Source organism: Sulfobacillus sp. TH-112 (genome assembly GCF_057473405.1).
Genome location: NZ_JBYCKN010000182.1, coordinates 21,865 through 44,606 on the forward strand (window position 1 = coordinate 21,865; position 22,742 = coordinate 44,606).

Genomic DNA, 22,742 nt, shown 5'->3' on the forward strand with positions numbered 1-22,742 from the left:
CCAGTCCCGCGAGACTGGAAAGGAGCCGGTGCATGTATGCGCTCTGACCATATGCGGGTTAGAGCATTTTTTTATGAGCAAAAGGAGTTATGTCATGGCGCTGATTATGGATGCCGATACCATGTCACGAGCGTTGGTGCGAATGGCGCATCAAATCGCTGAAAAGAATCCCGGCATTGAGAACGTTGTGCTAATGGGAGTTCGGACGCGCGGCGTGCCTTTAGCTGAACGGATTGCGGTCCACCTCATGAGAATTGAAGGTCGCCAACCTGAGGTCATTCCGATCGACATTGAACCCTATCGCGATGACCGAGAGCATCCCAAGACACGACGTGACTGGGGAGACGGCGCCTTAGTGCACGGCAAGAAACTGATTTTGGTTGATGATGTCTTATATACCGGGCGCACCGTGCGGGCCGCCTTGGACTTAGTGGTCGACGCAGGTCGTCCTCAATTGGTCCAACTCGCCGTTTTGGTGGATCGTGGGCATCGCGAGTTGCCGATTCGTGCTGACTATGTGGGCAAGAACATTCCGACCTCGCGACATGAACTGGTGCGCGTCTTGATTTCGGAAGTGGATGGTGAGGATGCTGTGCACGTCGAGAAAGAAGGGATCATTCATTAGACACTTGTTGGGACTCGAAGGGCTTGCACGACAAGATATTCTGGCCTTGACCGATCGAGCCAAGACGCTCAAAGAGGAGATTCTGCACAATTCGGTGAAGAAGGGCTCGAGCCTGCGGGGCAAAGCGTTCGTGAATCTATTTTTCGAGCCGAGTACGCGGACCAGAACATCGTTTGAATTGGCCGGAAAGTACCTGGGGGCGGACGTAATTAACTTTCAAGGCTCTAGCTCCAGCGTGACCAAGGGCGAGACGTTACATGACACTGCGCTAAACCTCGAAGCCATGGATATCGACTTGGTGGTGGTACGCCATAGTGCTTCCGGTGTGCCGCAGCAGTTACAGCAATATCTCAAGGTACCCATCGTCAACGCCGGCGATGGATTTCACGAACACCCGACGCAGGGGCTTTTGGATCTTCTGACGGTGATGGAGGCCAAGGGCACGGTGGAGGGAGTCAAGGTAGTGATTGTGGGAGATATCCTACATAGCCGCGTGGCACGCTCTGATCTCTTCGGATTTCTCGCGTTAGGCGCCCGAGTGACCTTGGTTGGACCGCCCACCCTTTTGCCCCGCTCTCTGTCGTCACAGGTGGAGATTACCGCGGACCTACATGAAGCCTTGCGTGATGTCGACGTACTGCAAGTGTTACGCATTCAAAAAGAGCGCCAATCCCTATTCGGAATGCCATCACAGGAAGAATATCGGGAACGCTGGGGTATCACGCGACAGGTCTATGAAGGGCTTTCCAAAGAGGTGCTGATCTTGCATCCGGGTCCGCAGAATCGAGGCGTCGAGATTGATTCCGATGTGATGGAGAGCGCCTCGGCGCACATCATGGCACAGGTCGAAAATGGGGTCGCGGTTCGCATGGCTGTTCTAGAGGCCATCATTGGGGAGGGAGGGCGTCATGGATAGTCATGGAGTACTGATTCGCGGTGGACGACTTATCGATCCCTATCGAGGGATAGACCAAAGCGGCACGGATGTGGCGATATATGAGGGGCGCATTGTCCATGCTCGAGAGTTAGAGAAAGTGCCCTATGAGGTGATCGATGCCGAGCGGTTATGGATTATTCCGCGTCTGATTGATATGCATGTACACTTTCGCGAACCGGGCCAAACCCACAAAGAGAATATGCTGAGCGGAAGTCAAGCGGCCGTGAAGGGGGGCGTGGCGGCGGTGGCCACCATGCCCAATACCGATCCGGTGCAGGACTTGCCCGAGTGGATGGAGTGGCAGAAGAGCCGCGCCGCGGCTATTGGCTTGGCCCGCATATTTCCCATCGGAGCCGTGACGGTGCAGAGTCGTGGAGAAGAGTTGGCCGACCTTTACCGCATGTGGGAGAGAGGGGCGCGCGCTTTTTCTGATGATGGAGTGCCGATTAGGCATAGTAGTTTAATGCGGGCCGCCCTCTCCTATTCCACCACGCTGAGGGCTCCCATCATTAACCATGCTGAGGATCGCGACCTCTCGTCGGGAGCGAGTGTGCACGAAGGTGAGCTTGCCGACGTGATGGGGATTCCAGGAACACCTGAAGCCGCCGAAGCCATTATGGTGTGGCGCGATGTTCTCCTAGCGGGATTGACCGGAGGATACCTCCATGTGGCGCACGTTTCTGCGGTGCAAAGTCTTGAGGCCATCCAGTATGCGCACGATCATGGGTATCATGTCAGCGCTGAAGTGACGCCGCACCATCTCTTTTTGACGGACCAAGCACTACAGCGTTTTGGCTATGATGCGGTCACCAAGGTCAATCCGCCCTTGCGGGGGGACGCGACGCGACAGCAACTGCTTTTAGCCGTCAAACGCGGACTCATCGAAGTAATGGCCAGTGATCATGCACCCCATCACCGTGACGAGAAGGCGCTCCCTTACGTGTCTGCTCCGTTTGGTATTAGTGGACTCGAAACCATCTTGGCTACCTTAATGACCACCCTTGTCAGTTCAGGATTGATGACCCCGCTTGACGCCTTCCGCTTAATGACGACGGGTCCTGACCGGGTGTTGGGGCTGCACTATGGGGGGCTTATACCCGGGGAGGTGGCCGACTTGACGCTTTTTGATCCCAAAGTCGGCTGGACGGTGCATAGTGCGGACTTTGTCTCTCAAGGACATAACACGCCTTTTGAAGGAGAACGGTTGGTGGGACGAGCCGTGGCCACAATGGTGGATGGCCACTTTAAAATGCGCGATGGGGAGGTACAGGATGCAGGGCTATCTAGCGTTTCCTGACGGAACGATTTTTCGAGGGGGTTATGTGGGAGATCCGACCCACATAGCGCGCGGTGAGGTGGTGTTTAATACTGCCATGACGGGCTATCAAGAAATTCTGACGGACCCCTCCTATTTTGGACAAATTGTGGTGTTGACCTTTCCGTTAATAGGCAATTACGGGACGCTGGATGAAGCATCGGAGTCTCTTTTTCCCTGGGCGGAAGGGCTGATCGTGCATCGATTAGAGGAGGAGCCCTCCCACTATCCCAGCGCACATTCATTAAAGGACTATCTCGCCACCCACAAAAAACCGCTCTTAATCGGCGTGGATACCCGGGCATTGACACAATACCTTCGCGACCGTGGCACCGAAAAGGCGGTGTTGGCATCAGAGCAACATGAGGTAAAAGACGCGCTTAAAGTGCTACAAGACTATGACTTGACGGGGGCAGTCTATCAAGTGACCACTCCACAAGCCTATGACATCGACGGCGACGGCGCGGCTCCACGCATTACGGTGATGGACTACGGTGTGAAAAATTCTATTCTCAGCGAATTGACTCGCCGGGGAGTACACATCACGGTATTACCGGCTAATGCGACGGCTGAGGACCTCAGCAACAGTCGGCCTGATGGAGTGGTGCTGTCGAATGGCCCGGGGGACCCCAAAAGCATTCCCGAGGTGCTGCCTACGGTGCGCTATGCGCTCGACCACTATCCGACGTTGGGGATTTGTCTTGGACATCAACTCATTGGCCTGGCTGAAGGGGCCACCACATATCCCCTGAAATTTGGTCATCACGGTGCCAACCATCCGCTTTACGATCATCGCCATCGGCGCGTGCTCATCACGTCGCAGAATCATGGATATGCCGTCCACGCGGAATCCTTAAGCGATCGTTATGATATGCGCTTGACGCACTTGCATGATCAGACTATCGAAGGCATCGAACACAAAGAACGGCCCATCCTTTCGGTACAGCACCATCCTGAAGCTGGGCCAGGGCCTTCGGATTCACTCTACTTATTTGATGAATTTTTGGCCAAAGTACGGCCTGAGGAGGAGAATCATGCCTAAGAGGAGCCATTTGAAACGCGTCTTAGTCATTGGTTCGGGGCCGATCATTATTGGACAGGCCGCGGAGTTTGACTATGCTGGAACGCAAGCCTGTCGGGCACTGAAAGAAGAAGGTGTCGAGGTCATCTTGGTCAATTCCAATCCAGCCACGATTATGACCGATCTTTCGGTGGCTGATGTGGTCTACATCGAGCCCTTGACGGTTTCGTTTTTGGCCTATGTTTTGGGTAAGGAACGACCCGACGGAATTTTGGCCACATTGGGAGGCCAAATGGGGCTTAATCTGGTATCAGCCTTGGCACGAGCTGGCGTACTGACAGACTTGGGGATTGAACTGCTGGGAACCTCTTTGCGGTCGATTGAAATGGCGGAAGATCGAGAGTCGTTTCGCAATTTGATGGTGGAACGCCATCATCCGATTGCTCGCTCGAAAACCGTCACTACGGTGGAAGAAGGGCTGCGATTTGCCGCCGAATTAGGCTATCCGGTGGTGTTGAGGCCAGCCTATACCTTAGGGGGCAGCGGTGGAGGCTTTGCCCATAACGAGGAACAGTTGTTGCAGCGATTGCCGCAAGCCCTGGCGGAAAGTCCCATCACCCAAGTATTGGTGGAAGAGTCGATTGCTGGATACAAGGAAGTAGAGTATGAAGTTGTACGGGATGGCGCTGGTAATGCGGTGGTGGTGTGTAATATGGAGAACTTCGATCCTGTCGGAGTCCATACCGGAGATTCCATTGTTGTCGCTCCATCGCAGACCTTGACCGATCGTGAATATCATCGGCTGCGCAGCGCGTCGTTGGACATTGTGCATCACCTCGGCATCGAGGGGGGATGTAATGTGCAGTTTGCCTTACACCCCAATGGAGAATATCGGGTCATTGAAGTGAACCCGCGCGTCTCTCGCTCTTCAGCACTGGCCTCCAAAGCCACAGGTTATCCGATTGCCCGGGTGGTGGCCAAGATTGGACTCGGGCTCACTTTGCCCGAAATTACTAATCCGGTTACGGGAAAGACCAGTGCGGCTTTTGAACCAGCCTTAGACTATGTGGTAGTGAAGATTCCCCGATGGCCGTTTGATAAGTTTCCCGAAGCCGACCGCAGTTTAGGGACACAAATGAAGGCTACAGGCGAGGTCATGGCCATTGACCGCACCTATGAGGCGGCGTTAGAGAAGGCGGTCAGGTCACTTGAGGTGGGTCGCATCGATGTGCTCGGGGGTGACGAGCGGCATGCCTCTGACGCGGTGGTAGAGGAATTGAGTGTGAGTCCCAATGACCAACGGCTCTTTTATCTGGCCGAAGCACTGTGGCGAGGGCAAACTGTACGTGAATTGGCCAAAAAGACGCATATTACCCCATGGTTTTTGCAAGGGTTAGCGCGGATTGTGGAGCAAGAGCGCCAAATTTTTGAACATCCGGAGACCTGGCGTGAGACGCTTCTTGTGACGAAACGTTTAGGTATTCCTGATCGCCGGGTGGCAGAACTGGCGGGGATATCTGAAGACGACGTGCGTCAAGAGCGCATCGCCCAGAACCTGGTGCCCGGGTATCGGATGGTGGATACCAGCGCGGCGGAATTTCCTGCGGTCACCCCCTATTTCTATTCCGCCTATGATGAAAGTACCGAAGCGATGCCCCTTGAGGGGCCAAAAATGATTGTGTTAGGGTCTGGACCGATTCGTATTGGCCAGGGGATAGAGTTTGATGCGGCGAGTGTATATGCCTTAAATGCCCTCAGAAAACGTGGTTATCGCGCCATTATGATTAATTCTAATCCGGAGACGGTGTCGACAGATTTCAATGCCTCTGACCGATTGTACTTTGAACCGTTGACCTTGGAAGACGTGCTCAACATTGTGGATGTGGAGCAACCAGACGGCGTATTTGTACAATTTGGTGGACAAACGGCCATCAATCTCGCCCAGTCTTTATCGGAGCATGGGGTGCCGTTGATCGGCACCACTCTGGAGGGGCTGATGCGGGCCGAAGATCGCCAGCAATTTGACCAATTGCTCGAAGAGCACGGGATACGTAGACCGCCGGGTCGCACAGCAACCACTACCAGTGAGGCGCTCGAGGCCGCGGAAGAATTGGGATTTCCGGTCTTGGTGCGACCGTCATTCGTCTTGGGCGGTCGCGCGATGCGCATTATCGATGATACCGAAGCGCTAAAGCGCTATCTCCTTGAGACGCGGGAAATTGCCGTGGGACGTCCGTTACTCATCGATCGCTATATGAGTGGTCTGGAACTGGAAGTGGATGCGGTGAGCGACGGTCAGAGGGTGGTCATACCTGCCATCATGGAACATGTGGAACGGGCCGGGGTGCATTCCGGCGATTCCGTGGCGGTGCTCCCTCCTATTCGCGCTTCAAAGAAAGTGATTGACGAGGTGGTCCGCATTACCACGCTGTTGTGTCAGGCACTTCCAGTTCAGGGACTATTAAATATTCAATTTGTGGTGGTCAAGGACGAGGTGTTTGTGATTGAGGCCAATCCTCGTTCAAGTCGCACGGTCCCCTTCTTGATTAAGGCCACCCACGTTTCCTTAGTGGAATGGGCCATTGATGTGGCCTTGACCGGCAAACTCCCTGATACCGTGCCAGAAGGGCTCATGACGATGCCTGACTATTATGCGGTCAAATTGCCCGTCTTCTCATTTTCCAAGTTGGGGCAAGTCGATGCGGCGCTAGGACCGGAAATGAAATCGACAGGAGAAGTTATGGGCATTGATGTCGACGTGTCACATGCGCTCTATCGTGCCTTGGTGGCGGGTGGCTTTCGCCTGTCGGCAGGTGGAAAAATTTTGGTGACCATTGCGGACGTGGATAAAGCGGAAGCCTTGCCAATGTTACGCAGTTTAGCGGAACTGGGCTATCACCTGTATGCCACCACCGGAACCCTCGCCCTCTTATCGAGCCACGGTATCCCTGCCACTCCGGTCTATCGCATTGGAGAGCGGCGTCCTCACTTGGTGGATATGATTCGCGATGGCCAGTTTGAACTGGTGATCAACACCATTAGCCAAGGAGGTCAGCGAGAGCGCGAAGGATTTCTCATTCGCCGAACCGCGGTTGAGCGCGGGATTTTGTGCTTTACCTCGCTCGACACCGTGGCAGCCGCGATTGATGCGTTAAAAGGCCGTAGTCGCAATCCATTTCAGGTGCATTCATTGAACGAGTGGCGGAAAGGATGGCACGATGGCGCAAGCGTTTGAGGTAGAGATTATCGAAAATCGTCCCGTGGCGCGAGACCACGTCGAGTTGATTGTGAAAAGTACGGAGCTGGCCAAAGCGGAACCTGGGCAATTTTGTCACGTCCTTACCCCAGGATTATTGCGTCGTCCTATCTCGTTTTCGCGAATTAATCCAGTCACCCATGAGGTGGGGATCCTACTCCAAGTGGTGGGTCGAGGGACCGCCTTTATGGCCGCGAAGACTGCCCATGAACGGCTCAACGTCTTGGGACCGCTGGGAAGAGGGTTTGCGGCTCCGGAGTCTCATCGGCCGTGGCTCTTGGTGGGTGGAGGCGTGGGGATTCCTCCCGTCTATGCGGCTCTCGAACGCTATCAGGAAGAGCATGAAGGGCCAACGATGGCCATCTTGGGAGCGCGCAGCCGAGATTATCTCATTATGCAACAGGACTTCGAGACATGCGGGGTCACCCCTCTCGTGACGACCGATGATGGCAGTCTCGGACAGCCGGGGACCGTATTGGCCCCGGTGATGCAATGGATGCAGCGCTTTCCCGATGGAGAAATCATGGCGTGCGGCCCGACTCCGATGTTGAAAGCGATAAGTGAGGCGGCGGAAGATCACAGCGGGCGGGTGCAATTGGCGTTGGAGCAAAGGATGGGTTGTGGTATTGGGGCGTGCTTGGCGTGTGTGGTTCCGGCGCAACCTATCGATGAAGCGGGTCCCCGATATCGTCGGGTGTGTACCGATGGCCCGGTGTTTTTGAAAGAGGAGTTGGCACTGTGATGGACTTAAAGGTGGAGTTACCACGGGGGTTCGTATTGAAAAATCCCATTATGGCCGCCTCGGGAACCTTTGGATTTGGTCCGGAGTATGCGCAATATGTGGACATTAATCGTTTAGGGGGCGTCAGTGTTAAAGGGATTTCTCCGGTACCATGGAGAGGAAATCCTCCGCCGCGAGTTTGGGAAACTCCAGAGGGTTTGTTGAATTCGATTGGCTTGCAAAATCCCGGCATGGAAGCATTTCTGGAAGAGGACATTCCTTTCTTGAATACGGTCGATACCACAGTGATCGCCAATATTATCGGTCATACAGTCGAGGAGTATCGCGATGTGGCGCTTAGACTGACCCAGGAGCCGCGTGTGGATGCCTTTGAGATCAATATTTCTTGCCCCAATATCAAAGAAGGCGGCATCAGTTTTGGTCATGATCCAGAGGCCGCTTTTGCGGTGACGCGAGCGGTGCGAGAGGTGACCGACAAACCCATCATGGTGAAGGTGTCTCCCAATGTGGCCGAACCTTGGGTCATCGCCGAAGCAGCAGTGGCCGCTGGCGCCGACATGATTTCTGCCATCAATACCTTGGTCGGGATGGCCATCGATATGCCGCATCGTCGCCCTGCCCTAGGAGGGCGAACCGGTGGGCTGTCTGGTCCTGCCATTAAGCCCATTGCGGTGCGCATCGTCTATGAAATCGCCTCGCGAATCAAGGTACCCGTGATTGGCATGGGGGGGATCTCCACTGCTGAAGACGTGGTGGAGTTCCTGATGGCAGGTGCCAGCGCCGTCATGGTGGGGAGCATCACCTTTCAGCATCCTGAACGGATGGTAGAGATTATTGAGGCATTGCCAGCAACCCTAGAACATTATGGCTTTCGAACCCCCCAGGAAGCGGTAGGGAGCGCACTTCAAGAAACCTAAATTGACATAGGAGGATAACTATGCGCGAGGCACGACTCTTTTTGGCCCTGGATTTTTCCGACCAAGCCGAGTGTGATCAGTTTTTAGAGAGGATTTTCCCCCATAAAGACGTGAAAATTGGGATGGAGCTTTTTTACCGTTTAGGACCGCAATATGTCCGCGAGTTATCCCGTCGGGGATACCACGTGTTTTTAGATCTCAAATGTCATGATATTCCACGCACCGTAGCGCGGGCAGTCGCTGCCGTTCGAGATTTGGGTGTGGAGCTTCTGACCATCCATGCCGCAGGCGGACTCGACATGTTGGTTGAAGCCCGACAGTCTCAAGGCACGATGGGATTAGTGGCTGTCAGCGTATTGACCAGTATTGATGATGCTGTACTCATGCAAGGTGGGATTCATGAGACGGCGAGAGACTTGGTCGCTAGTCGCACCCGCTTGGCGCGCGAGGCGGGGATTGACGGCGTCGTGGCAGCAGGTGATGAAGTGCCAACGATTCGGGATCTCTGGCCCGGTGCGAGGATTGTGGTCCCCGGTGTGCGCATGTCTGATGAGACTACCGGAGGGCATCGGCGAGTAATCGGACCCAGGGAAGCGGTGCGTCGGGGAGCGACGGACCTGGTGGTTGGGCGCTCCATCACACAGTCTGACCATCCCTTAGAGACATTAGAACGATTTCGATATGCCATGCAAGAAGAATAGTAAAGGAGTGAGAGACTCATGGAAAACGGCTTTAGTGTGGAGTCGGCACTGCAGCATTTGGAAGATCTAGGGGCTTATTTGAAAGGGCACTTTTTACTCACGACAGGTCGCCATAGTGATCAGTTTTTTTTGTTGGCGCGCCTGACAGAGCGGCCTGCGGTACTGGACGTTTGGGCGCGCGAGCTCGCGGGACGGTTAGAACCCTATGAAGCTCGGACAGTAGTGGGTCCCGCCGTGGGCGGTATTATCCCTGCCTATGCCGTGGGAAGACACTGGCCGACGGCACGAGTGCTTTTCGCGGAGAAAGGGGATGGTGCAGAAATGGTCTTTAAACGAGGGTTTTGCTTTTCCCCAGGCGAATCCTGTGTCGTGGTTGAAGATGCGGTGACCACGGGAAGCTCAGTGGCGAAAGTGATTCATGCTGTAGAAGCGGCCGGCGGTGTGGTCAAGGCCGTGGGGGCGATGGTCGATCGCCGGTCTGGACCGCTAGCATTTGACAAGCCGCTTGAAGCATTGGTGCGGATCTCGGGCATCCCCAATTGGGATCCTCAAGAGTGCCCCTTATGTGCCAAAGGAGTTCCTTTGCAGCGACCAAAATCTTAGCCATCAATAAGTTTTTCGCTCATCGCCCCCAGCCGTTTGAGACGCTCTTCATCAGGGGTGATATAGAGCGTTTTCTCTCGCTGATAGAGCACTTGTCCCGGTTCAGCGTGCGGGCGCTTGCGGACAAATTTACGGCGGGTGTAATCAATGGGGACATTGGATGAGTCTTTGGCACTACTGAAAAACACCGCCAGTTGAGCGGCATCCAAGACATCCTCTAAATCGGGATTGCTTTTACCCGAGGCTAAGATGACGTGCGATCCGGGGGCTTGCTTGGCATGAAACCACAAGTCATCCGGACGCGCTTTGCGAAAGGTAAGATGGGCATTTTCATCGCGATTGCGGCCCACCCATATTTCTAGACCATGCCGGCTAAGAAATCGGCGATATGGTAAGTGCTCGGTATTGGCTTGTGATGGGGAGGATTGGCTCTTCAGCATCTCCTTATACCAGTTCAGCGGATGTGGTTGAGTCGTCGCCTCTTGCCGTAGTGATCCGAGAGCACTTTGCTCGCTGGTCAGTAGGGGAACAATGCGTGCCATGGCAGCTTGTCGAGCCTTAATCTTTTTAAACTGACGATATTGTTTGGCGGCTTGTTCGCTGGGACGTTCGTCATCAGGCAGTATCAGCTCGATCGACTGTCCGGCACTGTCGAAAACCTCCAGTTGGCGGAGCGTCGGATCGTTCTTAAAGGCGTACTGATAGGTCAGCCAGAGGTCGCCGAGTTGCCGTGACGCTTCTCCCTCAGTACTTTGGTCGACTTGATAGTCTGCCAGTTTCTCGGCCAACTGATGCAGTCGACGGTCAATTTGCGCCACCAATTGGTGGCGAAGAGCGTCTTCTTGACGTTGAATTTCACGTGTGAAAAATACCGCATCGAGGCTTAATTCAAGATTGTCCGTAAATTGTGTCTCGAATCCTATGCGAGGATAGACCCAGATATCTTCGAGTCCTGACGCGCGATGGAGATAGGCGCCTTCGGGGAAACCACGAGAAAAGTCCTCTAAGAGCCTATCCCAACTGCCACCTTCGCCAATCCATTGATGTGCCCACGGCGGAAGGTCTTTAACATGATGCGTCTCTAAGGGATTGGCCACCATTGGTGGAGCAATGTACGGTTTCTTAGGAAAGACTGCTCGGCCCGGTCGGCCGGGGGCAATCTTGCGCCAAGCATCGACGACTAGGTCGTTTGCATCGAGCAAAATGAGATTCGTCAAATGGCCAGCTAACTCCACGACAAGTTTAGAATGCACTGGGACGTTCCAGTCATCGCGATGTTCGATCGTGAGAATCATGACCCGTTCGAAGGGCGGGACATAAATATCTAGAATGCTAAAAGGCAAGAGCCGTTTTAGCCACGGTACTAAAGGCTTCTTCGAATCCAAACGGGTCATCCGAGACGCGTGAAAGCGCTGCACACCGGGCGATAATACCAGCAAGAGATGTTCCACCTCATTGTGATGACGTATGGTCATGAGCCACCGGTCTTGTCCTTGCTCGATGTTGACGCAGGTGGCACCCAACAGGCGAGACGAAAAGCGTGACTCGATGGCACGCATCATTAAAGCATCAAATGGCATGAAGCCCTCCGGATTTTCTGACTTAAGTCGGGGAATTCTTCTAGTACCCAAAGCTTACCTGATGTGCGGAGGCATTGCTAGTAAGGCATCGCCATCGGAATATCGAATGGCCCTACTGCAGTGAAGATGGGCGGTAAACGGTAGATTTATTGAGCGGTCGGTGGGATAATGAGCCCATAGGGACCGATTTGCTTCGGTTCTCGTTATTTTGTTGCCTTCATGGGGAGGGATTTTTATGCCGAGCGACGCCTCACGACCTGCGGGCGTCCGCGCTCTATGGCAGTCATTGCCGTCAGAGAAGTTTACGTCCCGCCCAAACTATACCTGGTTAGTTGTCGGGACGGTATGTATAGGAGCATTTATGGCGGCCGTGGACGCCAGCATTGTGAACGTGGCGATACCGGAGTTATCGCGCTATTTTGGAGCGCCAGCGAGCACGGCCGGCTGGGTTTTGATTGCGTATTTGTTAACATTAGCTACTTTATTAACTCTCTTTGGCCGCTTGGCCGATATGATTGGGAGAAGGCCATTATATACCTTTGGGTTTCTCGTGTTTATTGTCGGGTCAGCCGCTTGTGGTGCTGCCCCCAGCATGACGTTCCTCATAATTTCGCGAGTATTTCAAGCGGCAGGGGCAGCAATGTTGCAGGCCAATTCGGTGGCGATTATTACCGCCACGGTGTCCCCGAATATCAGGGGAAAAGCGATTGGCATTCAAGGTTCAGCACAGGCCGTCGGACTATCTGTCGGCCCGGCAGTCGGAGGTGCACTGATTGCACTCTTTGGCTGGCGGGCTATTTTTTATGTCAATGTGCCGGTTGGAATTATTGGCACCGTGATGGCGGCCTTGATTTTGCCTAAGGACAAGATGCTGGGTGGCAAAACCACCTTTGACTGGTGGGGAGCCATTTTGTTCAGTCCGGCATTAGTCACGCTGATGATGGCGGTGACGGAGGCGCCCACCCTAGGGTGGTTTTCTCCTGAAGTGATCGGGTTATTCTTGGCCACCGTGGTGCTGATTGCCGCATTTATCCTGCGAGAAAAGCGTTTTCGAGCTCCCTTGGTGGACGTGGCGCTGTTTAAGATTCGGGTCTTTACGATGGGCAATGTGACTGGATTATTAAGCTATCTAGTGATGTTTGGGGTGCTCTTTCTAATGCCGTTTTTCTTTGAGAAAGTGAGTCTTTTCCCCTCGGCCATTGTCGGGCTCTTGCTGACAGCGGTACCCATCGGCATGACCGTAGTGTCCCCGAAGGCTGGCGGATTGGCGGATAGATATGGTCCACGGATGTTGACCACTGTGGGGATGTTCGTGAGTGCGCTTGGAGCAGCACTGATCGCCTTTACCATTTCGATTCATTCCGATCTCATCGTGGTGGTGTTAGGCCTATTATTTGTGGGTGTGGGACTCGGAATGTTCACTCCTCCGAATAACAGTTCTGTCATGGGCTCTCTGCCCTCTACGCGTCTTGGGGTGGGTGGAGGAATTCTCAATATGGCTCGATCCCTAGGAATGGCATTCGGGACTGCAGTGTCGAGCACGCTGATGGCGGGCTTTTTACTGGCTTATGGGGGTCGTATGAACGGCGGCCCACGGGCACCGTGGGTACCCACCATTCGCTATGCGCTGTTATTCTTGGCAGCATTAGCCTTCATTGCGGCGGTGCTGTCGATATTGAAGACGGGAGACGAAGCGCAGCAACAAAATGGCGAAAAGATCGAGGTTCCGATGGAGTTCTAAAAATTAAATGGTCAACAAAGCAGGAAAATAGGCGCACAATCCCTAACTTCCCTTTCACAACGTGTTGAGGCGAGCTGCTGTTGAGGGGAGTGTCGACTCCCCAAAAATTGGGATACTGGGGTCTTGAAGGACAAAGGAGGTCATTCGACGGTGTGGACGGTGGTCTACATAGCACCTAGTATGGCGGTAGCGGAGCGAGTGAAAGAGTTGCTCTCAACGGAAGGCCTTTTAGTGACAACGAAAGTTGTCGAGCTCAGCGAGGACGGCCGCGGAAGTATTGAAGTCCGTGTGCCCGAGGGTGAGGCAGAAGAGGCGCACGAAATACTGGCGGAACACATGGGGCGGTTTTAGGACCGCCTCGGGGTAGGTATCCGATTTTGCATAAAAGGGGATTGAATGGTGCTAGTCTACTTAAATGGGAAATTTGTTGACGAAAGCCAGGCTTTTGTGTCCATTGACGATCGCGGTTTTCTGTTTGCCGACGGGGTCTATGAAGTGGTTCATATTTATCACCATCAGCCTTTTGAATGGGATCGTCATATGAACCGTCTCAAAAGGAGCCTTCAAGGCGTTGGCATCGAAGGCGTGAATTTTGAGGAGCTAACATCGGCGCGAGATCATTTGTTAAGCTCAGCAGCAGAGGAAGAAGCGGCGCTCTATATCCAAGTGACACGAGGAACTCAGCGCCGCACTCACGCACCGCCGCCTCCGGGAAGTATTGCTCCCACAGTATTGATGTGGATACGAGGCGTGACACCGATTTCCCAAGAGATGGTCAATGCGGGAATATCGGTGATTACGGTGGCGGATGACCGATGGGCCAAAGTATGGATTAAAACCATTGGTCTCTTACCGAATGTGCTAGCCAAAGGGAAGGCGCAAGCAGCCGGCGCGTTCGAGGCGATATTTGTGCGCGACGGCATGGTGACGGAAGCGACGTCGGCCAATGTATTTATGGTAAAAAACGGATTGCTCTATACCGCCCCGGTGTCGAACTATATCCTTCCCGGAATTACGCGCCAGGTTGTTGTGGAGTTGGCGCGAGAGCACGGTTATACCGTGATCGAGGAACCTTTTCCGGTGGACGCCATGTATGCGGCCGATGAAATCTTCCTGACGGGAACATTGACGGAAGTGCTTCCGATTACGACCGTGGATGGTCGACGCATCGCTGACACATCTGGTCCCGTGGCGCAGCGACTCTTATCCCTCTTACATGAACGGGCGTTTAGGGGAAGCAGCCGGGCTTCAGGTAAGAGGACATGATGCAGGGATGCGCACGTCGGTCGAGACCCCACGACACTCGTTAGCCTTAGAGGAGGTCTTTCGAGGATTCACAGTGTGCGGATGTTTTTGGAAGATAAGCAGAACGCTATGGGCTATTCGGATGGCTATCGAAATATAACGGAGGCGAACGCGTAGTGCATGTGGTATTAGTGGAGCCAGAAATCCCCCCCAACACAGGCAACATTGCTCGAACCTGTGCGGCCACGGGAACCACATTGCACTTGGTTGAACCCTTGGGCTTTTCATTAGACGATCGCTACTTAAAGCGAGCTGGGGTGGACTATTGGCATTTGGTCGATGTGAAAGTGCATGCATCGTGGAACCAGTTAGTCGAGGAATTAGGGGACGTCGGTCAGTGGCATCTTTTCACTTCACATGGCGGAGTGCGCTATACCGATGTGTCATACGGACTGCATGACGCGCTGGTATTCGGGCGGGAGTCGGTTGGCTTACCCGAGTCGCTCCTGAACGCCTATCCAGAGTCGCGTCGCGTGATTCCTATGTTAACGACGGTGCGCTCATTAAATCTTTCCAACGCGGTTGCGATCGCGGTTTATGCGGCATTAAGTCAAGAAGGATTTTCTTCGCTCGGCCAGGTCTGACAGGCACCGCCTTCCATATACTAGGGTGGGAGGTTGAGGATGTCCTTCGTGGTGGTGTTGCTATTAGGCATGGTATTAATCGTGCTGTCAGCCGATTATTTCACCAACAGTGTGGAATGGCTGGGGTACCAATGGGGACTAGGAGAAGGGGTTTCCGGATCGCTTTTGGCGGCATTGGGCACAGCGCTCCCGGAAACCTTGGTTCCCTTAATGGCGGTTGTCTTTGCTCGTCCCTCATCGACGCATGAGGCCATAGGCTTGGGCGCGATATTGGGAGCCCCATTTATGCTGGCAACACTGGGATTTAGCATTATCGGCATCGGGCTCTTTGCGAACGGACGAGCCGCGAGCGGACTGAAAGTGGTTAATCCGGCGATGTTGCAAGACTTGCGATTTTTCCTTGGGGCCTTCTTGCTCGCCATTATTTCCGCATTTTTGCCAGCGAAGATTCATCCAGTGATGGCTTTCGTCCTGGTTATGAGTTATGGGATTCATGCCTGGCGCTTGGTACACGTGCAGAAGTCCATTGACGAATTGACCGGCCCCCCAGAGGTTCCTTTGCATTTTTCTCGATCACCCCGGCCTAATCGGATGATGGTCGGACTCCAAGTCATTGTGGCCTTGTCCGGGCTCATTGTAGGCGCCCACTTTTTTGTAAGTGCCTTGGAACAGGTGACGGGATGGATCCATATCGCCGGATTTTTAGTGGCGGTCATTGTCACCCCACTTGCCACGGAACTTCCTGAGGTGCTCAATAGCGTGATTTGGATCCGTCGGGGCAAAGATCGCCTGGCGGTTGGCAATGTGACGGGGGCCATGGCGTTTCAGGCTTCCCTGGTGCCGGCGATTGGCATTCTCTTTACCCCCTGGCGATTTTCGACGTGGGAGATGGTGACCGCCATCTTGGCATGGTTGGCGGCGTTATGGATCTTTCAGCGCTCCCGAGACGGCATTCTCCAAGTGGGGGAGCTATTTGCTGCCGGGCTCTTTTATGTCCTCTTCATTTTGCTGGTCGTGGCCGTGCTGTAGTGAAAAGTACAGAATTTCGGGTGCGGCCCCAGAGAACAGTTCTCCCCCAGTGAGGGTTCATCGACCACTCTTTGGCATGTTCTAGTTGTGGATCCATAGCTTCAATGTGCCGGAAAAGAGTAGAGTCGGTCGCGGTGGCGCCGGATAGGGGCGCTGCTGACCAGAAGACTGACGCCGGTGTCCTCCGCCGGAGGATCGGGGGGCTACCGCGACCATTTTGAGGTGTGCCTTAGGGCGTGACGGGTTGTTTATCGCGGATTTCACCTCGGTTAATCGTTCCGCTAGGGCGCTCAGTAATGGATGGTGCTTGTGGCAAGCAATGTTGGAATGTCATGAGTAAGATGACATATTCATTGAGTGGACAACCTCCTTGGCTTGAAAAACCGCTATGACCATGATGTGTGTGTATTCATTGTGCCGCCGCCCCTGGGCGGAAGAAATCCTGCAAGAGGCCTAGTCGCGCTACAACTTTAGTACTACTGCCCAAGAAACATAGATAAAAAGTTAAGCAGAAAATTAATAAAGAGTAGAAACTACTCAGTATTTTATTGATATTCTGTAGAGAAGTAAATATTAATGGACGATTAGCAATGGGTACTTAACAACCTTTCTTTATAGACTAGTTAATCCATAGACTTTATGGGAAATGATAAATATAATGGGGAAAATAGTTTTGGGGGGAGGAATCTCATGGCGAAATCAGTGGAGGCGATCAAGGTGGCAAGCCGCTATCTGCGCGGTACGGTGTTTGAGGATCTCTACAACAATCCGGAATCTGGCCTGAATGCTGACAATCAACAGTTAGTGAAATTCTTTGGCATGTATCAGCAAGAGAATCGTGATCGCAGACGGGAACGAAAACTGTCTCAGCAAAGTCCCGAATGGTCATTTATGGTGCGTGTGGCTACGCCCGGGGGGGACATCTCGGCAGCACAGTATCTTGCCATCATGAATCTTTTAGAGACGATTGGCGAGGGTCATCTGCGACTGACATCCCGTCAGGCGGTACAAGTGCATGGGGTCACAAAGAAGGATTTAACGACTTTAGTGCAATCGGTATCGACCCTCGGTATGACCAGTCTCGGTGGATGTGGTGATGTGGTCCGTAACGTGATGTCGTGTCCCCTACCAGACCACGGAGGTCCGAGAGACCATTTGCGGGACATCGTTAGACGGTTGGCTATGAAGTTTCGCCCCGAGAGTACGGCTTATCTTGAGCTGTTTGTTGACCAACAGAAAGTCTTTCAAGTCGACTCTGAGGTTGAGCCTCTTTATGGTGACGCCTATCTGCCGAGAAAGTTCAAAATTGGATTCGCTATTTCGGGGGACAACTGTACCGATATTTATACCCATGACATTGGGGTGGTCGCGCATGTTGACCCCGATGGCAGTATAGGCCGATTTTCGTTATTGGTGGGAGGCGGTTTAGGCCATTCGCACGGGGTTAAGGCCACTCGTCCTTTTTTGGCGCAACGGCTCGGCGACGTTCAGCCACCGCAATTGGAGGCAGTGCTCGAAGCGATTATCACGATTCAGCGCGACTATGGAAATCGTAGCGAGCGTAAGTTTGCCCGCATGAAATATTTAGTCCATGAATGGGGGCTGGAGGCCTTCCGTGCCGAAGTGGAGCGTCGGGCAGCAGTCGTATTGGAGCCATCCGGAACTCTCATCTGGAATAGCCCCGATGACCATCTAGGGTTTCATGCTCTCAAAGGCGGTGACGGATCGCTCGGACTGTTGATTCCCCAAGGACGAATTGCCGCGGATGTCAAAGCGGCTTTGTGGCACATTGCAACACGGTTTCGCTTGGATATGCGAATTACGTCTCAGCAAAACCTTTTATTGTTAGGGGTGAATGAGACGATTCACAACGAGTTGAAAGAAATTTTTATTCGATACGGAGTCTTAGACAAACTGTGGGCAGACCAGATGTTTGCTCTAGAGAGGCTCGGCATGGCCTGTGTGGCCCTTCCTACCTGCGGACTGGCCTTGGCCGAGGCAGAGCGGGTGTTCCCACCGCTGCGTGAGGCCATATTCGCTGCATGGACGGCGGCCGGATTCGAGACCGAGCCTCTCATTGTGCGTATGACCGGTTGTCCTAATAACTGCGTGCGTTCCGAGATGGCGGAAATTGGGTTCGTTGGATCGGGACCTTCAAAGTATCACATCTATCTCGGGGGTAGTCGTGTGGGCGACCGATTAGCAGAGCTTTTCCTAGAGCGGGTCGAATATAGCGATTTGGCGTCGTATATCCGAACTCTGATTGAGTGGTATGCGTGCACGCGAATTGACCAGGAAACCTTTGGTGACTGGGTAATAAGGAAAGGTGTGACTGTATTGCGACAGTACGTACAGGAGGTGCGTTCATGAAGGCGACAGAGGTGCCCCAAGCGGTGGCAGAACTGGGTGAGGCAAGCCCATCGAAAATATTACAATGGGCTCTAGACACGTTTCATCATGAGGTGACTCTGGCATCAAGTTTTGGACTTGAGGATGTAATGTTAATCGATCTTCTCTCCCGCCAGGTGGACTCGCCGGATGTTTTTTATCTTGATACCGATTTACTCTTTCATGAAACATACCAGACGATTGAGGCCGTGAAGAGTCGCTACCGGCTGTCATTGCGTCGGATTTCCCCGGCGCTGAGTCTCCAACAACAGACCGACCGCTATGGCGAGGCATTATGGTCTCGCGATCCTAATCTCTGCTGCAACCTGCGCAAGGTGGTCCCCCTGAGGGAGGCGCTAAAGGGATATCGGGCTTGGATTACCGGTATTCGTCGGGAGCAGAGCCCGACCCGGGCGAATGCCCATGTGGTGGAATGGGATGAGAAGCACGGGATCATCAAGATCAATCCGTTGGTGATGCTGAAAGAAAGCGCCGTTCGAGACTATCTCACTCTTCACCAGGTGCCCTATAATCCTCTGCATGATCAAGGAATGCCCAGTATCGGGTGTATGCCGTGTACTCGAGCGATATTGCCAGGAGAAGATCCGCGTTCAGGCCGTTGGTCGGGATTTGATAAGAAGGAGTGTGGATTACATTGAAGACGCTGGCCCATCCTCTGAAGATTCAAGTCAACGCGGCAACCGCTGCTGACCTGGAACTGCTGTGTCATGGTGCTTATGCCCCACTAACCGGTATGATGAATCGCGATCAATATCTGTCAGTGGTCGACACCATGCGACTTTCTAACGGACAGATCTTTCCCCTGCCCATCACTTTGGCGGTGAAGCCGCGCGTATCGCAGTATCTGAGTCCGGGCGATGAAGTGGAGATCGAACATGAGAATGGCTTGTTCGCCAAGATAGTGGTGACAGATGTTTTCGAGCGCGACTTGCTACACGAGGCCAAAATGGTTTATGGTACGACACGGCCCGACCATCCGGGGGTGGCGCAGCTATTGCGCGAGTCGCCCTGGAGTGTGGGCGGACCCGTGACGTTGGTTCGGCCCAGTCACTCTCCCTATCCGGAAGTGGCCTGGCCTGAAGATACCAAACGTCTCATTGCCCGTCGTGGCTGGAACACCGTCACTTTTTTTCAGACCCGTAATCCGACCCATCGTGCTCATGAGCACATGTTGAAACTGGCGTTGGAGGTGACCGATGGGGTGGTGCTTCATCCCTTGGTAGGGGTCACTAAGGCCGATGATGTGCCTAGTGATGTACGCATGCACGTCTACCGCGTTTTGATTCAGCACTACTTTCCCCACGATCGTATCCTCTTGGGCACGTTTGCGGCTGCCATGCGTTATGCGGGTCCACGCGAGGCCCTGTTTCATGGCTTGGTTCGAAAAAATTATGGGGCGACTCATTTCATTGTGGGCCGCGATGCAGCGGGGGTTGGCAACTTCTATGGCAGCGGTGATGCTCGTGAGCTATTTTTGCAATGTGCCGATGAGATGGGGATTGTCCCGTTAACTTTTGATAGTATTGGCTATTGCCCGGTGTGCCAAGCCATGGCCTCCTCGCGCTCATGCCCGCATCAAAACCGATGGGTATCTATGTCTGGCACGCAAGTGAGAACATTGATCGCCGATGGCACCACTCCTCCTAAAGAAATCATGCGACCGGAAGTGGCTGAGGTGCTGATGCAGCGACATGGGAGAGAGGTGTAGCATGGGGTATTTTCCTGTGATGCTTGATCTCTCCCAAAAGATGGTGGTGGTCGTAGGTAGTGGTGTCGAGGCACAACACAAGGTTCACGCCCTCTTGGACGCCCAAGCCGATATCAAGGTGTTTGATCCTTTTGTTACCTCATGGGAGGGGCTTCAGGAGGGTACGGTGGAATGCTATCGTCGTCTTCCGCAGCTTGAGGATTTGAACCATGCAGTGCTAGCGATTTTGGCACATCCAGATTATCTCCTCAATGCCCGGGTGAAATCCTTATGTCAAGAGGCGCGGGTGCTGGTCAATTGGGTGGACCACAAAGACTGGTCTCAGGCTATCATGGTGAGTCAATTGCGGCGGGGGCCGCTCGTGATCGGAGTTTCCACTAGTGGTCTTGCCCCGGGATTGGCAAGAAAAATCCGCCAAGCTTTGGAACCCTTGTTTGATAGCGAGTGGGAAGATCGCTTAAAACGCTTTGCCCTTACTCGTGCCGACATTCGACGGACTATCACTCAGACTGCGGAGCGACAACGTCAAATGGCGATCGCTGAGGCCGAAGTATTGGCAGAGTGGCCCCCATTTCATGAGATCAGCCAATGACGGGCACCGTCTATTTGGTCGGAGCCGGGGTGGGGACGGTTGAATACTTGACGCTCAAGGCGTTTCGCCTCTTAAAGGAGGCCGATGTGGTCTTTTACGATCGATTAATTCATGACAGCGTTCTCGCTGTTATCCCTGGTAGCACACCGAGGATTTCTGTGGGCAAGTCGCCGCAGGGTTCTCGTGTCTCGCAAGAGGGAATTCATGAGCTCCTGGTGTCGGCGGCCTATCGCTATCGTTCTGTGGTGCGACTCAAAGGAGGCGACCCCTTTGTGTTTGGCCGCGGTGGAGAAGAACTGCAGGCCCTTCGTATGAGAGGGATTGACGTGGAGGTAGTGCCAGGGATTTCCTCCGCGTTCGCGGCCCCGCTGTTGGCAGGGATTCCCGTGACCACTCGACAGGTGGCCTCTTCTGTCGTGGTGCTGAACGGACATGATTGTGCTAACTGGGAGTGGCCTTATTTGATCCACACCCAGGCGACACTCGTGATCTTGATGGGAATGGGAAGTCTCGAGCAGATAGCGACGGGATTTTTAGACCGCGGTAAGCGAGGGGATACCCCCTGCGCTATCATTGAACGGGCCTCCTATTCCAGTCAGCGGCTGATGCGCGCACCGCTCGAGCGACTGGCCCCCAATTGCCGAAGAGAGGGTCTGCGCAATCCCGCGGTGATTGTGATAGGAGAAGTGGCGAGAGCTTTTTAAAAAAGAGATTCCGCTTGCGATGCCAATCGGTCCGTCGCTGTTGGCGCGATGAGAGGGGGGATTCGCGAAGGAGGCGCGGTTCAGGATGGCTTATTCGTGGGATGATATCGCGCTTGAGGCACGGCTATGATGTAGTTGCGGAAGTCATTAAAGTTTAGTAAAATACCTTTTACCAGTAATTTTTGTTTTGCAATCAAATATGCGAACGGCAATACGGCTGCGGTGGACATTGGCAGTCGTATCATTATGTGGATAATGAAAGGATTGTCGTCTTGGAAGGGAGTTTTGACATGAAGAGTCAGGTGACGGACCGGCCGAACTTAGCGCTCGCCGTCATTGTCATTGGTGTGGTTATTTCGGCTGTAGATAGTACGATTGTCATTTTGGCCCTCCCAACGATGATGCGTGCACTGCATGCGGGATTGGGTACGGTCGTCTGGATTGTGATGGCCTACCTTTTAGTCATCACTCTTTTGGCCACTCAGGTGGGTCGTCTTGGAGATATGTTTGGCCGGGTCAGGATGTATGAACTCGGTTTTGTGATTTTTATCTTGGGTTCGGCGTGGTGTGGTATTACTACTGGTTGGGTCGAACTTATTTTAGCACGTGTTCTTCAAGGAATTGGTGGAGCCTTAATCACAGCGAACAGTGCTGCCGTGGTCGCTGATGTTTTTCCGCCGGTGATGCGCGGAAAGGCCTATGGCTTTATAGCGGTGGGATGGAATGTCGGGGCCATCTTAGGGATATTGTTAGGAGGATTTATTACGACCTTCATGTCCTGGCGCTGGATATTCTACATTAACGTGCCCATTGGTCTCGCTGCGCTAGGGTTAGCACTATGGGTGTTGCGTGAACATTCGGAGCCACGACGCCATCGATTAGATGTGGGTGGATTTGTCACCATGGCCATTGGACTTTCGGCGATATTACTGGTGATGACTACGATGGCATCGAGTGGGTGGACCAGTCGCGA

21 protein-coding genes are annotated in these 22,742 nt (G+C 53.6%); 20 read left to right on the plus strand and 1 reads right to left on the minus strand.

What is annotated here, in order from left to right:
- The first annotated feature begins 94 nt into the window (after positions 1 to 94).
- From pyrR to pyrE, 9 genes are read left to right on the plus strand one after another with little or no spacing between them, the layout of a single operon-like run.
- A complete protein-coding gene (gene pyrR / locus ACOJWD_RS13375; protein WP_486993737.1) occupies positions 95 to 625 on the plus strand; it encodes a bifunctional pyr operon transcriptional regulator/uracil phosphoribosyltransferase PyrR in 531 nt (176 codons plus the stop codon).
- Positions 588 to 1,541 (plus strand): aspartate carbamoyltransferase catalytic subunit, encoded by a 954-nt coding sequence (locus ACOJWD_RS13380; protein WP_486993738.1) that lies wholly within the window; start codon positions 588 to 590, stop codon positions 1,539 to 1,541. The genes pyrR and ACOJWD_RS13380 overlap by 38 nt, the downstream gene beginning before the upstream one ends.
- Complete coding sequence (locus tag ACOJWD_RS13385; RefSeq protein WP_486993739.1) at positions 1,534 to 2,859, plus strand: dihydroorotase; 1,326 nt, start codon at positions 1,534 to 1,536, stop codon at positions 2,857 to 2,859. Before ACOJWD_RS13380 ends, ACOJWD_RS13385 begins: the two co-directional genes overlap by 8 nt.
- Positions 2,834 to 3,919 (plus strand): carbamoyl phosphate synthase small subunit, encoded by a 1,086-nt coding sequence (locus ACOJWD_RS13390; RefSeq protein WP_486993740.1) that lies wholly within the window; start codon positions 2,834 to 2,836, stop codon positions 3,917 to 3,919. Before ACOJWD_RS13385 ends, ACOJWD_RS13390 begins: the two co-directional genes overlap by 26 nt.
- Positions 3,912 to 7,133 carry a carbamoyl-phosphate synthase large subunit gene (gene carB, locus ACOJWD_RS13395; protein WP_486993741.1) on the plus strand — a complete coding sequence of 1,074 codons (3,222 nt, stop codon included), beginning with the start codon at positions 3,912 to 3,914 and terminating at the stop codon, positions 7,131 to 7,133. The genes ACOJWD_RS13390 and carB overlap by 8 nt, the downstream gene beginning before the upstream one ends.
- Positions 7,117 to 7,896 (plus strand): dihydroorotate dehydrogenase electron transfer subunit, encoded by a 780-nt coding sequence (locus tag ACOJWD_RS13400; protein WP_486993742.1) that lies wholly within the window; start codon positions 7,117 to 7,119, stop codon positions 7,894 to 7,896. The genes carB and ACOJWD_RS13400 overlap by 17 nt, the downstream gene beginning before the upstream one ends.
- Positions 7,896 to 8,813, plus strand: coding sequence for a dihydroorotate dehydrogenase (locus ACOJWD_RS13405; protein ID WP_486993758.1), 918 nt, complete (start codon positions 7,896 to 7,898; stop codon positions 8,811 to 8,813). Before ACOJWD_RS13400 ends, ACOJWD_RS13405 begins: the two co-directional genes overlap by 1 nt.
- 20 nt (positions 8,814 to 8,833) lie before the next feature.
- Positions 8,834 to 9,514 (plus strand): orotidine-5'-phosphate decarboxylase, encoded by a 681-nt coding sequence (pyrF, locus tag ACOJWD_RS13410; RefSeq protein WP_486993743.1) that lies wholly within the window; start codon positions 8,834 to 8,836, stop codon positions 9,512 to 9,514.
- Positions 9,515 to 9,532: 18 nt separating this feature from the next.
- Positions 9,533 to 10,117 carry an orotate phosphoribosyltransferase gene (gene pyrE, locus ACOJWD_RS13415; protein ID WP_486993744.1) on the plus strand — a complete coding sequence of 195 codons (585 nt, stop codon included), beginning with the start codon at positions 9,533 to 9,535 and terminating at the stop codon, positions 10,115 to 10,117.
- On the opposite strand, the gene ACOJWD_RS13420 is transcribed toward pyrE, so the two are convergent.
- Positions 10,114 to 11,697, minus strand: coding sequence for an Rqc2 family fibronectin-binding protein (locus ACOJWD_RS13420; RefSeq protein ID WP_486993745.1), 1,584 nt, complete (start codon positions 11,695 to 11,697; stop codon positions 10,114 to 10,116). The two genes, pyrE and ACOJWD_RS13420, sit on opposite strands and share 4 nt — an antisense overlap.
- A gap of 235 nt (positions 11,698 to 11,932) precedes the next feature.
- Here ACOJWD_RS13420 and ACOJWD_RS13425 point away from each other — a divergent pair, with 235 nt between their 5' ends.
- From ACOJWD_RS13425 to ACOJWD_RS13475, 11 genes are all read left to right on the plus strand, one after another.
- A complete protein-coding gene (locus tag ACOJWD_RS13425) occupies positions 11,933 to 13,438 on the plus strand; it encodes a DHA2 family efflux MFS transporter permease subunit (protein WP_486993746.1) in 1,506 nt (501 codons plus the stop codon).
- A gap of 150 nt (positions 13,439 to 13,588) precedes the next feature.
- Positions 13,589 to 13,789, plus strand: a complete 201-nt coding sequence (locus tag ACOJWD_RS13430) for a hypothetical protein (protein ID WP_486993747.1) — start codon at positions 13,589 to 13,591, stop codon at positions 13,787 to 13,789.
- Between the two features lie 48 nt (positions 13,790 to 13,837).
- Positions 13,838 to 14,704, plus strand: coding sequence for an aminotransferase class IV (locus ACOJWD_RS13435; RefSeq protein WP_486993748.1), 867 nt, complete (start codon positions 13,838 to 13,840; stop codon positions 14,702 to 14,704).
- Positions 14,705 to 14,859: 155 nt separating this feature from the next.
- The gene (locus ACOJWD_RS13440; RefSeq protein ID WP_486993749.1) at positions 14,860 to 15,327 is read left to right on the plus strand and encodes a tRNA (cytidine(34)-2'-O)-methyltransferase; all 468 of its coding nucleotides are present in this window, start codon (positions 14,860 to 14,862) and stop codon (positions 15,325 to 15,327) included.
- 39 nt (positions 15,328 to 15,366) lie between these two features.
- Positions 15,367 to 16,356 carry a sodium:calcium antiporter gene (locus ACOJWD_RS13445; RefSeq protein ID WP_486993750.1) on the plus strand — a complete coding sequence of 330 codons (990 nt, stop codon included), beginning with the start codon at positions 15,367 to 15,369 and terminating at the stop codon, positions 16,354 to 16,356.
- A 690-nt stretch (positions 16,357 to 17,046) separates the two neighbouring features.
- Positions 17,047 to 18,726, plus strand: coding sequence for an NADPH-dependent assimilatory sulfite reductase hemoprotein subunit (locus ACOJWD_RS13450; RefSeq protein WP_486993751.1), 1,680 nt, complete (start codon positions 17,047 to 17,049; stop codon positions 18,724 to 18,726).
- Positions 18,723 to 19,403 (plus strand): phosphoadenylyl-sulfate reductase, encoded by a 681-nt coding sequence (locus ACOJWD_RS13455; RefSeq protein WP_486993752.1) that lies wholly within the window; start codon positions 18,723 to 18,725, stop codon positions 19,401 to 19,403. Before ACOJWD_RS13450 ends, ACOJWD_RS13455 begins: the two co-directional genes overlap by 4 nt.
- Positions 19,400 to 20,473, plus strand: coding sequence for a sulfate adenylyltransferase (gene sat / locus ACOJWD_RS13460; protein WP_486993753.1), 1,074 nt, complete (start codon positions 19,400 to 19,402; stop codon positions 20,471 to 20,473). The genes ACOJWD_RS13455 and sat overlap by 4 nt, the downstream gene beginning before the upstream one ends.
- Position 20,474: 1 nt before the next feature.
- Entirely contained in the window at positions 20,475 to 21,065 is a 591-nt protein-coding gene (locus tag ACOJWD_RS13465; protein ID WP_486993754.1) for a precorrin-2 dehydrogenase/sirohydrochlorin ferrochelatase family protein, read from the plus strand.
- On the plus strand, positions 21,062 to 21,769 hold the full coding sequence (gene cobA, locus ACOJWD_RS13470; protein WP_486993755.1) for a uroporphyrinogen-III C-methyltransferase: 708 nt from the start codon (positions 21,062 to 21,064) through the stop codon (positions 21,767 to 21,769). Before ACOJWD_RS13465 ends, cobA begins: the two co-directional genes overlap by 4 nt.
- A 290-nt stretch (positions 21,770 to 22,059) precedes the next feature.
- The coding region (locus tag ACOJWD_RS13475) for an MFS transporter (RefSeq protein WP_486993756.1) at positions 22,060 to 22,742 on the plus strand (683 nt) is incomplete at its 3' end.

What these genes read in the sequence shown, in the direction of transcription:
- pyrR (WP_486993737.1), top strand. Translation starts at nt 95, where the DNA reads ATGGCGCTGATTATGGATGCCGATACCATGTCACGAGCGTTGGTGCGA.
- ACOJWD_RS13380 (WP_486993738.1), top strand. Translation starts at nt 588, where the DNA reads ATGCTGTGCACGTCGAGAAAGAAGGGATCATTCATTAGACACTTGTTG.
- ACOJWD_RS13385 (WP_486993739.1), top strand. Translation starts at nt 1,534, where the DNA reads ATGGATAGTCATGGAGTACTGATTCGCGGTGGACGACTTATCGATCCC.
- ACOJWD_RS13390 (WP_486993740.1), top strand. Translation starts at nt 2,834, where the DNA reads ATGCAGGGCTATCTAGCGTTTCCTGACGGAACGATTTTTCGAGGGGGT.
- carB (WP_486993741.1), top strand. Translation starts at nt 3,912, where the DNA reads ATGCCTAAGAGGAGCCATTTGAAACGCGTCTTAGTCATTGGTTCGGGG.
- ACOJWD_RS13400 (WP_486993742.1), top strand. Translation starts at nt 7,117, where the DNA reads ATGGCGCAAGCGTTTGAGGTAGAGATTATCGAAAATCGTCCCGTGGCG.
- ACOJWD_RS13405 (WP_486993758.1), top strand. Translation starts at nt 7,896, where the DNA reads ATGGACTTAAAGGTGGAGTTACCACGGGGGTTCGTATTGAAAAATCCC.
- pyrF (WP_486993743.1), top strand. Translation starts at nt 8,834, where the DNA reads ATGCGCGAGGCACGACTCTTTTTGGCCCTGGATTTTTCCGACCAAGCC.
- pyrE (WP_486993744.1), top strand. Translation starts at nt 9,533, where the DNA reads ATGGAAAACGGCTTTAGTGTGGAGTCGGCACTGCAGCATTTGGAAGAT.
- ACOJWD_RS13420 (WP_486993745.1), bottom strand. Translation starts at nt 11,697, where the DNA reads ATGCCATTTGATGCTTTAATGATGCGTGCCATCGAGTCACGCTTTTCG.
- ACOJWD_RS13425 (WP_486993746.1), top strand. Translation starts at nt 11,933, where the DNA reads ATGCCGAGCGACGCCTCACGACCTGCGGGCGTCCGCGCTCTATGGCAG.
- ACOJWD_RS13445 (WP_486993750.1), top strand. Translation starts at nt 15,367, where the DNA reads ATGTCCTTCGTGGTGGTGTTGCTATTAGGCATGGTATTAATCGTGCTG.
- ACOJWD_RS13450 (WP_486993751.1), top strand. Translation starts at nt 17,047, where the DNA reads ATGGCGAAATCAGTGGAGGCGATCAAGGTGGCAAGCCGCTATCTGCGC.
- ACOJWD_RS13455 (WP_486993752.1), top strand. Translation starts at nt 18,723, where the DNA reads ATGAAGGCGACAGAGGTGCCCCAAGCGGTGGCAGAACTGGGTGAGGCA.
- ACOJWD_RS13465 (WP_486993754.1), top strand. Translation starts at nt 20,475, where the DNA reads ATGGGGTATTTTCCTGTGATGCTTGATCTCTCCCAAAAGATGGTGGTG.
- cobA (WP_486993755.1), top strand. Translation starts at nt 21,062, where the DNA reads ATGACGGGCACCGTCTATTTGGTCGGAGCCGGGGTGGGGACGGTTGAA.